Source organism: Stenotrophomonas maltophilia group sp. Smal13 (assembly GCF_030236855.1).
Lineage (GTDB): Bacteria > Pseudomonadota > Gammaproteobacteria > Xanthomonadales > Xanthomonadaceae > Stenotrophomonas > Stenotrophomonas maltophilia_A.
This window is the reverse complement of sequence record NZ_JASJSQ010000062.1, coordinates 16,556-30,042: the sequence shown is the minus strand read 5'-3', so window position 1 is coordinate 30,042 and position 13,487 is coordinate 16,556. Positions and strand designations below refer to the sequence as shown.

The 13,487-nt window shown below is 52.4% G+C and carries 18 protein-coding genes; 15 read left to right on the top strand and 3 right to left on the bottom strand.

The features are described from left to right. The coding region (locus tag QRO95_RS18060) for a hypothetical protein (protein WP_285303134.1) at positions 1 to 259 on the bottom strand (259 nt) is incomplete at its 3' end. Positions 260 to 285: 26 nt separating this feature from the next. On the opposite strand from QRO95_RS18060, the gene QRO95_RS18055 reads away from it, so the two are divergent. From QRO95_RS18055 to QRO95_RS17995, 13 genes are all read left to right on the top strand, one after another. Beyond that, on the top strand, positions 286 to 1,137 hold the full coding sequence (locus QRO95_RS18055; RefSeq protein WP_285303133.1) for an ankyrin repeat domain-containing protein: 852 nt from the start codon (positions 286 to 288) through the stop codon (positions 1,135 to 1,137). A 30-nt stretch (positions 1,138 to 1,167) separates the two neighbouring features. After that, positions 1,168 to 1,521 carry a hypothetical protein gene (locus QRO95_RS18050; protein ID WP_099476039.1) on the top strand — a complete coding sequence of 118 codons (354 nt, stop codon included), beginning with the start codon at positions 1,168 to 1,170 and terminating at the stop codon, positions 1,519 to 1,521. A gap of 64 nt (positions 1,522 to 1,585) precedes the next feature. Continuing rightward, complete coding sequence (locus tag QRO95_RS18045; protein WP_099476038.1) at positions 1,586 to 2,209, top strand: molecular chaperone; 624 nt, start codon at positions 1,586 to 1,588, stop codon at positions 2,207 to 2,209. Continuing rightward, positions 2,206 to 4,386 carry a fimbria/pilus outer membrane usher protein gene (locus QRO95_RS18040; RefSeq protein ID WP_197599729.1) on the top strand — a complete coding sequence of 727 codons (2,181 nt, stop codon included), beginning with the start codon at positions 2,206 to 2,208 and terminating at the stop codon, positions 4,384 to 4,386. The genes QRO95_RS18045 and QRO95_RS18040 overlap by 4 nt, the downstream gene beginning before the upstream one ends. After that, positions 4,383 to 4,760, top strand: coding sequence for a hypothetical protein (locus tag QRO95_RS18035; protein WP_182681035.1), 378 nt, complete (start codon positions 4,383 to 4,385; stop codon positions 4,758 to 4,760). Before QRO95_RS18040 ends, QRO95_RS18035 begins: the two co-directional genes overlap by 4 nt. Positions 4,761 to 4,837: 77 nt before the next feature. Further along, positions 4,838 to 5,338: a hypothetical protein gene (locus QRO95_RS18030; protein WP_285303132.1), complete on the top strand. Its 501-nt coding sequence runs from the start codon at positions 4,838 to 4,840 to the stop codon at positions 5,336 to 5,338. 43 nt (positions 5,339 to 5,381) lie between these two features. Continuing rightward, positions 5,382 to 5,894 carry a hypothetical protein gene (locus QRO95_RS18025; protein WP_099476036.1) on the top strand — a complete coding sequence of 171 codons (513 nt, stop codon included), beginning with the start codon at positions 5,382 to 5,384 and terminating at the stop codon, positions 5,892 to 5,894. A gap of 136 nt (positions 5,895 to 6,030) precedes the next feature. After that, positions 6,031 to 7,074 (top strand): ankyrin repeat domain-containing protein, encoded by a 1,044-nt coding sequence (locus QRO95_RS18020; protein WP_285303131.1) that lies wholly within the window; start codon positions 6,031 to 6,033, stop codon positions 7,072 to 7,074. A gap of 154 nt (positions 7,075 to 7,228) precedes the next feature. Next, positions 7,229 to 7,969 (top strand): DUF4942 domain-containing protein, encoded by a 741-nt coding sequence (locus tag QRO95_RS18015; RefSeq protein ID WP_158490967.1) that lies wholly within the window; start codon positions 7,229 to 7,231, stop codon positions 7,967 to 7,969. Positions 7,970 to 8,103: 134 nt separating this feature from the next. Next, on the top strand, positions 8,104 to 8,484 hold the full coding sequence (locus QRO95_RS18010) for a hypothetical protein (RefSeq protein WP_143570059.1): 381 nt from the start codon (positions 8,104 to 8,106) through the stop codon (positions 8,482 to 8,484). 100 nt (positions 8,485 to 8,584) lie between these two features. Then, positions 8,585 to 9,262, top strand: coding sequence for a hypothetical protein (locus QRO95_RS18005; protein WP_143570058.1), 678 nt, complete (start codon positions 8,585 to 8,587; stop codon positions 9,260 to 9,262). A gap of 115 nt (positions 9,263 to 9,377) precedes the next feature. Then, entirely contained in the window at positions 9,378 to 9,908 is a 531-nt protein-coding gene (locus QRO95_RS18000; protein ID WP_099476032.1) for a hypothetical protein, read from the top strand. 55 nt (positions 9,909 to 9,963) lie between these two features. After that, positions 9,964 to 10,899 (top strand): hypothetical protein, encoded by a 936-nt coding sequence (locus tag QRO95_RS17995; RefSeq protein WP_285303130.1) that lies wholly within the window; start codon positions 9,964 to 9,966, stop codon positions 10,897 to 10,899. Between the two features lie 54 nt (positions 10,900 to 10,953). Here the strand turns inward: QRO95_RS17995 and QRO95_RS17990 are convergent, their stop codons facing one another. After that, positions 10,954 to 11,433 (bottom strand): hypothetical protein, encoded by a 480-nt coding sequence (locus QRO95_RS17990; protein WP_099476030.1) that lies wholly within the window; start codon positions 11,431 to 11,433, stop codon positions 10,954 to 10,956. A gap of 22 nt (positions 11,434 to 11,455) precedes the next feature. Continuing rightward, positions 11,456 to 11,965, bottom strand: coding sequence for a hypothetical protein (locus QRO95_RS17985; RefSeq protein ID WP_099476029.1), 510 nt, complete (start codon positions 11,963 to 11,965; stop codon positions 11,456 to 11,458). A gap of 98 nt (positions 11,966 to 12,063) precedes the next feature. On the opposite strand from QRO95_RS17985, the gene QRO95_RS17980 reads away from it, so the two are divergent. Further along, complete coding sequence (locus QRO95_RS17980) at positions 12,064 to 12,582, top strand: hypothetical protein (protein ID WP_099476028.1); 519 nt, start codon at positions 12,064 to 12,066, stop codon at positions 12,580 to 12,582. A gap of 45 nt (positions 12,583 to 12,627) precedes the next feature. Then, the gene (locus QRO95_RS17975; protein ID WP_143570056.1) at positions 12,628 to 13,401 is read left to right on the top strand and encodes a hypothetical protein; all 774 of its coding nucleotides are present in this window, start codon (positions 12,628 to 12,630) and stop codon (positions 13,399 to 13,401) included. Positions 13,402 to 13,487: the final 86 nt, after the last annotated feature.

Below are 13,487 nucleotides of genomic sequence, written 5' to 3'. Positions count from 1 at the left end.
TAAGAAGATTTGTTTGACTCATTAAAACAACGGGGAAATTTATGAAAGCAATCTGTTTATGTATCGCACTTTTGTCATCCGTCTCGGCGAACGCAACTGAAACACGCAAAACTTTCTTGGTGACTATGACCATTGTTGCGTCGTGCCGCATGTTGGATTTTGGAGTTGAGCGCTGCACAACAGGAATGTTGCCGCCCACTATCAAGAAATCCACGCGTGTTTTCAATGTCGGCGGTGAATCATACAAGCGTTCAATCACTGAAATTATTTACTAAAAGGAACGATATGTTTAAAAAATACGACACATTACAAACGCGGCGCTTTTTGGATGGAATAGCAAACATCCAGCCGGAGGTCGTTGAAAACGCGTTGAGCCTGGGAGCTGAGCCGACACCGTTGTTTCGCAGAACATTGGCTGTTTGGACGGCGCAACTGCGTGTCCCCGCCGATGAAGTGCAGCCTCACGGTGATTGCGAAGTGCTGAACAAAGACGCAGGCATGCTCATTGACACTCTGCCATTGCACGACATGGCGGCGGTCAAATGGTTGGGTCGTGCGGGGTCTGTTCCGATTGCCAGTGCCGATGGAAATTCCGTGCGCATGGGGTCTCAAGAATTCACCAACGCCACCATTTCCTCGATCTTTAATATGTTCGCTTCCATCGTTGCCAACAACCCCGACGACTTCACCGACGCGCAGAACGACATGCTCAGCCGAGCGCGAGAAATCATTCACATTTGTCTTGACTACAAATGCAACTTGGCTGGCACCGATGAGCGGGGGATGTCGATTTTGCACTGGTGCAGTGCGTTGTACGACGACAAAGAGTTGATTGAACGTTTGGTGGAGTTCGGTGAGAACCCCAATTTGAAAGACAACGAAGGGTTTACACCCCAACAGGTTGCCGCGTTCTATGGACATGTGGATGCGTTCGCGGGCTTTGGATGCACGCCCGAACCCCAAAACGATATTCCACCCGCCGTCGAACCAACGCCAACAGACCGTTCAGAAAATGATTGGTCACAACTGGAACCGCGCAACGCCGTTCAATACGCGTCGTTCAAACCACACAGCCGCTTCAAACAATTTTTCAACATCCTGTTGGGACGTACAAGCCCACTGGATCATGAAAACTAACTCCCATTTCCCACGCCACAGGAGGCATGTATGAAAAACTTTTTATTCGCCGCAACCGCTGTTCCCTTGTTCGCCATGGGCGCGCAATCCACTCCCATGGGGGCGTACCTCACCGTCGAACAAACCTGCGCGTATGTCAGCGGCAGCGCCGCCGAATTCCTTCAATGCGATGAGCGTGCGCCCGTTGATGAGGACTGCCAGGGCGTGTTTTGTGAAGCCGTGACTTTGCCCGTCAAAATCTCTGTGGAGCGCAACACCCAAGCCTTCGACCCCGATGAAATGCCCATGTGGTGCGACCGGGCGCAATGCTGGGCTAACACGGGGCCGTATGTGATCACCATGGATTACAGCGGATTGCGCACCCAGGCGGTTCAGGTTCAATAAATGGTGTTGACAATATTGGCGTTCGTGGTTACCTGGATTTAATTATAGTTATTAGGAGGTCTAAATGGTTAAAGGTTTTGTATTGATGTTGTCGTTGGTTATGGTTCCGTTGGTGTCAATTGCGGGCTCTGTTGGGCCGGTATTTAAAGTCAATGCCGCAGGGGAAAAAAGTGGGGTTTTAACTATTTCAAATAATGGTCCTGATCGTTCTTATCAAATCACAGTGGATGAACTAACTGTTGAAAACGGTGCTTCACGCCGAAGCGCATCATCAAAGATCCGGTTTGCTCCTTCGATTGTTACAGTAAAAAAAGGCGCAACACAGTCCATCCGCTACATCAAAGCCGAACAAAGCGGAAGTGAAGAGTTCTTCCGAGTCAGTGTGGCCGAACTGCCCGCACCTGGTGAGGTGGGGCTTATCAAGTTGGTCAAGCAGGACTTGGCGTGGATCTGGCGTTCGCCTACCGCCCAACCCAACTTATCCGGGCGCTGGGTGGGTGAACACTTTGAAGTTACAAACACTGGTACTGCGTCTGCACGATTGGTGTCTCCGTCGTCTGGCTCCGCAACCCGCAGTGGCTTGCTGGGTTATGTCCTTCCCGGTGAAACACGCAAGTTTGCACTTGAAAATTTCCCGCACGGTGTGGTGTCTGTTGAAGTCAACGGTCAGCGCCGGGATATCAAATGAAGAAATCAGTCATCGCATTGGCTATGGCTGTCTGCCTTGCACATCCATCTTGGGCCTCAGACGTAACCATTGCCGCCGTATCCATCAATGGATCGCATAAAAGCGACGTTGAAGAACTGCGCGTTCGTGAGGATGGGCAGTTGTTGATATCAATTGATCGGTGGACCCAGTGGGGTGTGCAGGTGCCCGCATCGCTTGCCGACCGTGATGCCGTGTCTCCATCCGATTTGAACGCGGATGTTCAGTTCGATCCGGCCACTCAAAGTTACAGCATCAATGTACCGGCAAAGTACCTGCCTGCGCGCAATTACAACCAAGCATCACGCTTGCGTACGAACGTTGGACCTTCGCCTAAAGGGGTGATGCTGGGTTACGACTACCGCGCGCAAGACAGCGAGTCGTATGGCTTCACGCAGTCGTTGTCCTACGACGTTCGGACCAATGTCCTGGGAGGGGCATTGTTCGGTGCAGGTCAATTCAATAAAGACAGCACTGGCTTAATCCACGAGCGCTCATTGACGACGTGGAGTAGGGATCTGTATGCATCGCAGACTCGCGTGCAGATCGGTGATGTCATCAACGCCACACCCAACGGTTCGTTGCTTGGCTCGCGCAACTTGCTGGGTGTTCGCGTGGGCACAGACCGATCGTTGAGTGATGACGCCTTTTATCCGGTGCCCACGTTCAATGGTGTTGCCGACACGCGTTCGACGGCGGAGGTGTTCGTCAACAGTGTGCGGGCGTCTCAGCAGCAGTTCCAGCCTGGGCCATATCAGTTTGCCAACCTCAATTCACCGATTGGTCTAAGTACCGTCTCCATGGTTGTGCGCGATGAGTTGGGCCGCGAATACTGGACAACCCGTCAGTTCTACAGCACACCCAAAGCGCTTGCCAAAGGCCGCAGCGAGTGGGAAGTGTCTGGGGGCTTGATGCGCAACGGTGGACTGGGCAACAACTACGCAGACTTGGCCGCCAACGCAGTGTACGCACGCGGTATGTCCGACCGCTGGACCACCACCGCTGCGTTTCAGGCCACGGCCACAGGCCGGACTGCCATGTGGGGCAACTTGTGGACCTTTGGGCGCTGGGGCGCTGCCACCTTTGACATCGCGACCAGTGGTGATGGCATGGCCGCCACCATTGGATACGAACGGCGCACCAATGGCGTTTCGTGGTCCGCTTCGCACACCCATGTCACAGACGACTACTGGAACCTCAACCGCGAACGTTCACGCTTTGCTCTTGAGTCTCAAACCACGTTGGGTGTTGCGTACCGCCAGAATAGTTTCAGTGCGGCGCTAAACTACAGCGATGTTCGCTATTCCAATCGCTCGACTCAATTACTTACAGCCCAATCGCGTTGGCAGTTGAACTCTCGGTCAGAACTGTCTGTATTCGCTCAGCGCGACTTATCGCTACGCGACACAACGTTAAATCTCGGGTTCCGCTACCAGTTTGGATCCTCAGCATCCACGAGCGTCAACCTCAATGATGGTGAGTGGTTTGGACAGGCCAACGGTTCAACCACACTGAAAAATCGCCGCCTGAGCTGGAACGCAAGCGCAAGCGCCAACAACCATTATGTAGCAGGGCGTTGGGATCTTCCGATGTCCACATTGCTGCTGCAAAACAGCACAACCAATACCGTCTTCGGAGCCAACGGCGGGGTGTGGATCGGGGAGGGCGGGGTACTGCCAACGTCCCGTCCTTTTGGATCGTACGCGCTCATCCGCGTTCCCAATTTGCCCAATACACACGTTCAACTCACTGGCAAAAGTGTCACCACCAACGCCCTGGGCGTGGCCGTGGTCCCCAATGTCTCAGCACTGTTCGACCAAACCGTAACGGTGGACGCGCTGAGTCTACCGTTCGGTGTGCAACTTGACAGCCTGAGCAAAAAAATCGTTGCCCCACGTGGGGGCGGGACAAAGCTGCAGTTCGACGTTGTGAGCAACACCACACGTGAGTACGTGGTTGTGCAGAACGGTGTGCCCATCGACATGGCCAATGTGAAGGGCAAGGAAACCGTTATTGGAGTGCGTGGGGCGTTGGTGCTGGAAGCACCCATCCCTGGTGACGTACTCACCGTTGAAAAGGACGGTTCCACATGCGCCATCACCATCCCGCATTCGGGCGAGTTGGACAAACCAATCTTGGAATGCAAGGAGGTCTTATGAAAGTTCTTGTCATCGCGTTGCTTTTGTTCTCAGGCAAAGCCTGCGCGGACTGTTCAATCACCCCGAACCAAGACTTTGCGGTTTTGGATCAGGACGGTGGAGTGAACGTTCAGTACCTCATCGAATGCGACCAACCCACAACCGCCACTTTGCAGATTGATCAGGAGCAACTGATCTTGCGTTCTGAGAGCAACAGAGAAATCCCATTGTCTGCCGTCCTGGACGGATCAGCATTGGTAGACGAAGTGCCCATTGAAATCGGTGAGACGCCGCTGCTGGTCACGATTGAATTCCGAAGCGCGTTGTCAGCTTCGGTTCGGTACAAAGCTGCGGGGTTGTACAGCAGTTCTGTGCGGCTGAATTTAAATTATTAGTTCGACCATTGACAATATGACGATTTATGTTTTTCTGGTCGAATGCAACACAATCAATCACTAAAAAAGGAGAATAAATGAAAATTGCAATTCTAACCGCAGCAACAGTCGCCGCCTTACTGGTATCGGGAACTACATTCGCAGCTTCAAAATCCACCACCATGAATTTTTCATTTGTTGTGGCGTCCACCTGCGAAATTTATTTGGACGTTGACAACATTGAAGTGGCAACCTTCGACGTTGTGGGTGGCAACAACCCTGAAAACTTGGGTGTGACGTGCAGCGAAGACCTGCCGTACATCGTGGAAGCATCGACCAACGCAGCAGGTCAGGTGATCGCCAAATCCACCACGTCAGCACGCGAATACCCCGTGACGTTTGTTCGTGGTAATGACACCTACTCCTGCCCGCGCTTCGGCACAGACGCCAACGGCTTGGCGCACTCGGGTGTCGGTTCGGGCGCGCACCAATCAATTCCCTTCGCATGGGAATTGAGTCAACCCAATGGTGATGGCACGTTCAAGCAATTGGCACCGGGCACCTACACCGCCTCCGTGACCTTTACCGTGACGTACTAATCACCACAACAAAACTACATCAACTTTGAAGGAGAACTTACTTATGAAAAAAACACTAATTATTGCTTCCGCCGCTGCCGTTGCCATGATGGCTTCCGGATCGTCGTTCGCAGCTTCAAAATCCACCACAATGAATTTTTCGTTTGTGGTGGCTGGGACATGTGATATCTATCTGTCCACTACCGACACCATCAATCAAACCGACGTACACGACATCGCCGGGGAGGGTTGGGACGACAACTTAGGAGTCTTGTGCAGCGAAGACTTGCCGTACATCGTTGAGGCATCCACAGATGCAAACGGACAGGTTATGGCTACATCCGCCACATCGGCGCGCGAATATCCCGTGACTTTGTATCGCGGATTGGACACCCGTTCCGCACCGAAGTTCGGTACCGATGCAAACGGTTTGGCTCTTTCAGGAGTCGGTACGGGTGCACACCAAGCCATCCCTCTGTCGTATGAATTTGGTCAGCGCGACGCCTATTACGGCTATTACAAATCGTTGGCGGAGGGCACCTACACCGCATCAGTAACCTTCACGGTGACGTACTGATGTACGCATATAGGGAGAATGAAGCCCGCTTCGGCGGGCTTTTCTTTTGCTCAATGTTCAACACGTCCATCCAGACCCTTGACAATAATCGAGCTTATGTTTGTGTGAATGCATCATCCACTTATAAGGGGTCGGTATGTACACAACAGGGCTACTGCATGACGTTAACAAACACATTTCATCCGCCACCAACATCAATCAGCGGTCGGGCACGGCTCAATTGACAGCTTTGCACCGCGCCGTCGATGACAAATTCTACGAACCTGGGGTTGCCGCCGCGCTTGTCAACGCTGGCATCGATCCCAACGCCATTGAACGCAACCACCGCACACCTTTGCACTATGCGCGACACCCAGAGGCCATTGCCGAACTCATCGCCTGTGGGGCGGATCCTAATTTTACCGATGTCAATCAACAAACCCCATTGCACGTCAACCTGGGGAAAGAAAAAGCTATTGCGCGCATGGACCGCATACATGCGTTGATCGATGGTGGAGCGGATCTGAACGCCCGCGATTACGAGCAGGCCACACCGTTCTTTCGTGCCATTGAAGCCAAGCGGCCCGTTGGCATGATTGAGACGCTGGTTGAGCGAGGGGCTGATATCCATTGCATTGCCGCTGGCAATCAAAACGCCTTGTGTTGGTCCACCGCAGAAGACAGTGTGGACGTGACGCAAATGCTTATTGATATGGGGGTGGATCTCAACCGCCCAACTCTATCCGGTAAAACACCATTGGCGTGTGCATTAGCGTACCAACATTACGAGATGGCTGAGATTTTGCTGTCTGCCGGTGCGGATGGATCCATTCTTGATGTGAACGGTGCCAACGCACTGCACCACCTTTTTTCCAGCAACGGCGTTGCCAAGGACCGCAGCGAACTGGCACGCAAGGTGATGGACAACGGGGCGGATATCAACGCCCAAGACCGATACGGCAACACGCCCTTGCACAACGCCGCGTCTTTAAAATCGGAGTGGGGGGTTCGTGTTTTACTGGACAACGGTGCAGACACATCGTTGCGCAACGCTCAAGGCACGAACGCCCAGGAGATTGCGTATGGGGATGATGGGATGTTGCAGACCATTGCCGCGCACACACAGCGGCGCGAAATTGAGTCCGCCGTCAATATTGTACGGGACGATCCACCCCGCCCATCACGATGGCGCAGAATGTAAAAGCAAATGATTAAGCCCGCTTCGGCGGGCTTTTTTATTGGGATTTTATCCCCCATCAAAAGCGCCTGTGATTTTTATAAACATATGAATTAAACCCATTGACAATGTTGGTTCTTGTGTTTGGATGACTCTTCATTTAAGCAAGGGGGTAACAATGAACGAGATGATTAAATCCATTTCAATACAAAAAGAGTTGGCGCGACATCAATTGGCGAATGAGAAATTTGAGGCTCTGATGGCGACAATTGAGGCTGCACTCCATGAGGCGGACAACATGCATGTTGGTGGTGCTATGCGTAGCGCCCTGGCCCAACTGAACTTCCGCAACTTCGATTGCATGAAAGATGCGCGGAACACACACGCAAAAGCCCTTACGGAGAACAGCTGGTCAACAATCATGCGTGAGACGGGGCTGAAAGATTTCATGTGCCACAAAAAACGCGTTGAGTGGGGCCGGGCGTTCTATGAGAACACCGTTCCTGAGTTCAACTACGACAATGTTGTTGCGACGTTTGCCCAACTGTACGACACGCGCACAGACATGTTTGAAGACGGTATTGTCGGCGTCTTTGAAGGTTTGTCATGGGACTACAAAAGCCATCTTCCCGTTCGCTTTGGAAAAAAAATAATTTTGCAATACATGGAGAGCTGGACATACTTCATTTCAAGAGACGTTGTGCAAGACATGATCCGTGCGTTTCACATGTTCGACGGCAAGCCGCATCCGGATTTTAGAAGCGCAGCTTCAAGCCCCGAGGTGTTCTCTGAGTACATGGATGTCACCTTTTACAAGAACAGAAACGCCCACATTGTGTTCAAGCGTCTTGACTTGGTGGACAAGCTTAACGAGGTTATCGCCCGTCGCTACGAAGGTGCATTGCCGCCGCCCCGATAAAAAGGATGGATGGTTGGTCCCCGATAGCCCATCGGGACAGCACTTCCAATAGCCCGCTTCGGCGGGCTTTCTTGTGCGCTTGACAATGTTGCCATCCGTGGTTGATTGAATGGAGTCAATCAATTGGAGGACTTATGGACGAGCAGAGTGTTCTACATTCAATATCTATATCGAGCGATGAGATTTGGGATGAGGTGTTGTCATTTGATGCCGCCCAATTCCAACGGGTTGGCCGCTATCTTCACAGACGTGCGTGCGGCTATGTCTTCTTTTCGTCTGATGGCAGCACTGCAACACTTGATGTCCTTGCAAACTCAATAGCGCGATCCTGCTACCAGATGCTGGGTGTTCGCGTGGATGATCGTCCGTTGGAGTCGCAACTTATGCCTATTTATTCATTGTGGCCCTTCATTGACGCCCTGGCACAAAGCACACCTGAGCAACGACAGAGGATCCTGTTGGAACGTGCAGTTCGTGATGCACAGACCACTCCAAAGAAATTACGCAAGATTTGAGTTGGCGTGGTGCATCCAAATAATAATTTCGTTGTGGGCTGTTGACAATATTGCGATCCGTGTTTGAGTGGATGTATCTCAATCATATTAAGGGGTGTTTATGCGCGGCAATGATAATATTTACGATCAAGCGGTTGATGGTGGGAAGTTGCTGGAAGTTGTGGCGTTCAATCCTGCTATGTCATTTGATGAAGAGGAAGAGGATCAACTGATAATTTCGCAACTGAGTGTTGTATGCAAGGTTGAGTACATTGATGAAGATGGAGATGGGTGCGTTGCATGGATTGATGCGATCCTTAATGATCGCGGGTTGCACTTCGATGGTCCAGAATCTCTTATGAGCGATGATGTTTCAAACGACTGGTTGTATGAGTGCGTCACGAGTGCGTTTGAGGATGTCATCGACACCACGGTGTACGACCTGGGTGATCAAGTGGACCACACGCGCATCCCTGTTACCCTGCGTGATGCCGAGATGACATTTGAAATGATTGACGATACATATGCTCACGTCATTGGTGATAGTCACTATGTGTGCACGAAAGAGTACCTTGATTACGACCCTCAAAAGTTTTTCGGTGAAAGTGAGCAAGCGCCATTTTATGTCGTTGAGCGCAACACTGACTATGTAGTACCCATTCATACGTCCGCAGACTATGTGTCAGTGGTGAATAATTTGGACGATGAGTTCCAACGTTTGCGATTGCAGCAGCACGTCAGCGCCGCTGAGCAGACACCCACTGAGGTGCAGCGGGCACAGCACGTGCGGCGGATGTAGTCGGGTCTGCAAAGCGTGTGGGCGTACGTCTTGCAGTGCCCTATGACGTAACGGGTATCTGCCCAATAGCCGTGTTGTGGGCTATCATCCCGCCACTAGGGGCAAGGACGACCGTATGAAGATGACGCCAGAGCTCGCACAGGATCTTGTGCGGCTTCAACCGCTAATGGACAAGGCCAATGAGCCTGGGGCAGATCCGCAGACTGTAGCGGCTGCGTTTGCCGCAAGCCAAGTTGTCGTGCGTGCGCACAACAAGGAATTTTCCGAGTTCTTTGCACACCGATTGAACGGTGTGGCGCTTTCGTTCAACCGTGGTGAGTTCAACTATTCGTTCAAAGACACCGCTGACGCCGCGCACGCTTTTACGATGGTGACGATGCAGCAGGTTAACGACCCCAAATCAAAAGCCATATCTGGCGCTGTTGTTAACTTGATGCTTAGGGATTTGCAGTACAAGTCCAGCTTTGACAGTGACGAGTCCTACTTGACGGCAATCCTGATGATTGCCCATTCCATGCACGCATTTCGCGTATCCACGTTCAAACAGTTTGTTGCTGAGGGGCAGCGCATCCAAAGGGCAACGTTCTGGCGCTATTTTGTCATCGGCGCAGTCGTTGTTGGAGTTGCCTACCTTGTCCTGGGTTAATATTTCAAGTTGGGCACAGTCCGCAGCAAGCGGGCTGTGTATCGAGGAGTTATCAGTGTTCAAGCGTTTTATGCTGTTGTGCATCGGGATGGCTGTAATTCCCGCTGCTGTTGGTGCGCCTAAATCCAAAGCCCAAGCCCCAGCCGGAGGCTTCATGCCTTTGACACAAAGCTGCGTGTTGGAGGAGGGTATGAGGCTCGGTCCCAACTACAAGGGGCACTCGGTCATGGCGGTCGTTGCGGCGATAGGTAATATCCCACCCAAAGATCAGTACGAAACCAACGATGAGTTTAAGGCGCGTACGGAGAACGTGCTGTCCACTAAGCCACCAGCATTGCGTGACGGCCATCTGTGTGTGATCAGTGCCGGTGCGCGTTTGACAGATGACTTCGACGCGGACGCACAAGTTCTTCGGGTGCGCACACTTGGTACGTACAGCAGCCGATGGTTTGATGGCGAGAAATACCACGATATCGCCAAAGTCTACGGGGGTGAGAGAAACGTTCGCACAAGCGTCTACGACGCAAGCAACGCCTATGGTGTGTCTGTGTCTGTCACAAAGAAGAAACGCGACGCCTATTACGTGGCCTTTGATAAGCAATCAGTGGTGGACGCCGGGGAGCTTCCAGGGCTTTCGTACAAGGAGCTTTCACTGAGAGCTGATGTGGAAATGAGTGGTGCTGATGCACGCGCTCAAAAGGATGATATTGACGTAGTGTACTTGTACGGTGTGGTTCGCCCGTATGTGGGTAACCACTCTGAGTATGAGTTCCCGAAAATTGATTGGCCCTTTGAGTCGGAAGAAAAACAAACACTGGTAACCGCATCCCTCAAGAAGTTGGCTGTCATCAACGTTCGCACTGGTCTAATTTTGAAAGTGTTTGATCTGGCTGGTGAGCAGCCTTCGGCGTCCACCAGTTCTAACACCAACAATGGTGATCTTAAGAGCCTGGGGCCGTCTACAATCAAGAAGCCCTTTGTGGTCAAGTGAAGGATCGATGGCGAAGTGTTTTCGTAAGCCAGCTTCGTTCATCGATCACATTGTTCAGACTGTGACAGTAGAAGAGATTATCTCGGTGTCGGTGTGCAACAACTTGTAGACCAAGTGGATGCACTCACGTCCATAGCACGATCCCATGAAGCCCGTATATCGAGCGTCTGCGGGGATGTCTTCAAACGTTGCAACATCCTCGCAGAGTTCGATACCTGTTTCAAAATTGTTTAGAACGGATCGGACCATTGTTGCAGGACGATATGTCGTGTCTTGAAACATGGCATCGAACACTGGCGTTAGAACTTGCAGTACAGTCAAGTTTCGCTCGGCTGCTTCGGCAGCGGCGTCGCTCATCGTTTCGGCGTTCAAGAAGCACGTCAGCACAAAATACTTTGGGCTTGGTGTGTTCGCATCCTTGTACGTGATAGCGATGGTGTTGGTCATCCGGTAGTTTTGCAATTCGGGCGGCTTTGTGCGCGCCTTGTTCTCAATGATCTTTGTGAAATGATGTCTCATGATCTCTACGTGCATGTTTTCAATGGTGATTGACTGATCAAATTGCACTCGATTGTGGCTTGGCCGTGGATGTTGCCTCAACGATCAAGTCCGTAATATTGATCACGCCTGGCTCATCGAGAAGTGAGCGCCGAAAATACAACGTGTGACTGTTGGTATGCGCACGGTATCGCCCCAATCTCTGAGCCACATCCAGTGGGATGAGTGCAGCGTACTCAACGTGCAGGTTGCTGTTGAACATCACTGCGGCGAGTTGATCGAAGGGATTGGACTGTAAGTTCCGCAACGCGCTTAGCTGCGTGCTTTTATTGGCTGGGGTCAGTCGCCTGCCTTTGATTTGATACCGTGTTCCGTCTGGACCGACAGCATCAAAGCCTGCCTGGGAGCCAGTAGCCAGCGTGGCATTGAGAGCGCGCGACACCAGCGTCTCTGTGTAGTCCGCCACTGGGTTGTTCGATGAACGTATGACCCCGCGCTGCCGCAATGCGTCCATCACCGTGCAATGGAGATCGAGCAACTGCCGGTCCGTAAGGTCATCTGTGTTCATTGCACGATCCGTGTCCACTGGCCAGTAGCCATCATATCTGGGGCTACAGTCTTCGCCCATTAAGCCGCTAGACTGACATCCTCTAGGGAGGGGGCACTATGGCTGGATACATTGGGTTCTTGCTTCTTGTTCTTGTGCTGGTTGTCTTGTTTAAAGTCGTGGCGTCCAGGGACCAGGTGATCCGTGAGCTGCGTGAGCAGTCCGCCCAGCAGGGCAGGGACATCGCAGTGCTGCGGCAGGTGGTGGACGCGGTTGCGGATCGCGTGCTTCTGAGTCGCGAACAACGACGGGTGAAGTGGTTTGACGAACTGCTGCCGTTTGCGTTGGACGACTTCAAGGCTCTGAGCGCCGGTTCCGAGCGTGAGTTGATCATGGCCTGTGGGGGAAGTGACGACGCCGAAGTCGTTGGCTTGCACTACCGGCACGACCGGCTTGAGTTCCGTACCGATGGTGAGAAGGACGCGGTGGCCTACGGTTTTGCTCGCCCGTGGGCAACCGTTGAGGATCATCCAGTGATGATCTATCTCAATCAGTACGCGCTTACGTCCAAAATTGTTGGCTTGGAGCAAGACGGATTTGTGAAGCTCGCCCCCTACAGGGCGCGGTTGCCTGATTAGTCCTTTGCTATTCGGTTGATGGATCAAAATTGAAGGAGTATGGATATGCCGCATTCCCCGGACATGGACACCCAGGTTAAGTTGTTCTTGCTGCGGTCGCGCGCGCGAACCGCCGACATCCAGCGCCGTTCAATGATGAACCAAACGCTGGACTTGGAGCAGGATCTTCTTCATCAACAAGGTGCGCAGATGTGGCGGCGCTGCTTGCTGCGCGAGGGGCCGCGTCATGCCGAAGAAGTCATCCAGCTTTGGTGTGTTTTCCAGGCGAAGAAGACGGCCTTCGGTGAACTTTCAGGGGATCAGACGGTTGTTGAATTGAAAACTCAATCCATGCGTGCGGACGACAAATTGATCTGCGAAATTGATGAGTGGATTGTTGGAGCAGCATTTCACGACATGCTCCGCTCTACACACTTTACTACCGCCAGTGGCCGATACCCGCCCCTCATGCTCCAAACTAGTGAGCAGTTGAATCAAGGCAAGCAGCGTGTAACCAACATCTTGAACAACGAGTTGTCGTTTGAAGGGGTGCGTGACTACATGAATGTGAACTACAAGCTTGAGGGGCAAGCCACGCGAAATCGAGAAACGCTTGTGGCCTACGCCAAAGCTCTGTGGTTCGACCAAGCCGTGTACACCCGCGCCATCAAGGCCGTGGCCGATGGGGATACGGATCTGCTGTTGAGGTACGACCAAGCTGTCTACGCCGCGTACGAGCAGGCGGTATCCCGGCCCTCGCTGAGCGACATCATGGTCAAAGTGTTTGCCGCACTGTGTGCGCAAACTCCCTACAGTGCGCATCTGTTTGACACAGAGTGAGCGGCAGTCCAAGCGTGCGCGTGTGAAGGCGTTCAGCGCAAGGCGTTAGTAATTCTGCTAACGGCGGGTGTAGGATACCGGGCCAT

Coding starts and splice junctions, on each gene's coding strand:
- QRO95_RS18055 (WP_285303133.1), top strand. CDS start 286: ATGTTTAAAAAATACGACACATTACAAACGCGGCGCTTTTTGGATGGA.
- QRO95_RS18050 (WP_099476039.1), top strand. CDS start 1,168: ATGAAAAACTTTTTATTCGCCGCAACCGCTGTTCCCTTGTTCGCCATG.
- QRO95_RS18045 (WP_099476038.1), top strand. CDS start 1,586: ATGGTTAAAGGTTTTGTATTGATGTTGTCGTTGGTTATGGTTCCGTTG.
- QRO95_RS18040 (WP_197599729.1), top strand. CDS start 2,206: ATGAAGAAATCAGTCATCGCATTGGCTATGGCTGTCTGCCTTGCACAT.
- QRO95_RS18035 (WP_182681035.1), top strand. CDS start 4,383: ATGAAAGTTCTTGTCATCGCGTTGCTTTTGTTCTCAGGCAAAGCCTGC.
- QRO95_RS18030 (WP_285303132.1), top strand. CDS start 4,838: ATGAAAATTGCAATTCTAACCGCAGCAACAGTCGCCGCCTTACTGGTA.
- QRO95_RS18025 (WP_099476036.1), top strand. CDS start 5,382: ATGAAAAAAACACTAATTATTGCTTCCGCCGCTGCCGTTGCCATGATG.
- QRO95_RS18020 (WP_285303131.1), top strand. CDS start 6,031: ATGTACACAACAGGGCTACTGCATGACGTTAACAAACACATTTCATCC.
- QRO95_RS18015 (WP_158490967.1), top strand. CDS start 7,229: ATGAACGAGATGATTAAATCCATTTCAATACAAAAAGAGTTGGCGCGA.
- QRO95_RS18010 (WP_143570059.1), top strand. CDS start 8,104: ATGGACGAGCAGAGTGTTCTACATTCAATATCTATATCGAGCGATGAG.
- QRO95_RS18005 (WP_143570058.1), top strand. CDS start 8,585: ATGCGCGGCAATGATAATATTTACGATCAAGCGGTTGATGGTGGGAAG.
- QRO95_RS18000 (WP_099476032.1), top strand. CDS start 9,378: ATGAAGATGACGCCAGAGCTCGCACAGGATCTTGTGCGGCTTCAACCG.
- QRO95_RS17990 (WP_099476030.1), bottom strand. CDS start 11,433: ATGCACGTAGAGATCATGAGACATCATTTCACAAAGATCATTGAGAAC.
- QRO95_RS17985 (WP_099476029.1), bottom strand. CDS start 11,965: ATGAACACAGATGACCTTACGGACCGGCAGTTGCTCGATCTCCATTGC.
- QRO95_RS17980 (WP_099476028.1), top strand. CDS start 12,064: ATGGCTGGATACATTGGGTTCTTGCTTCTTGTTCTTGTGCTGGTTGTC.
- QRO95_RS17975 (WP_143570056.1), top strand. CDS start 12,628: ATGCCGCATTCCCCGGACATGGACACCCAGGTTAAGTTGTTCTTGCTG.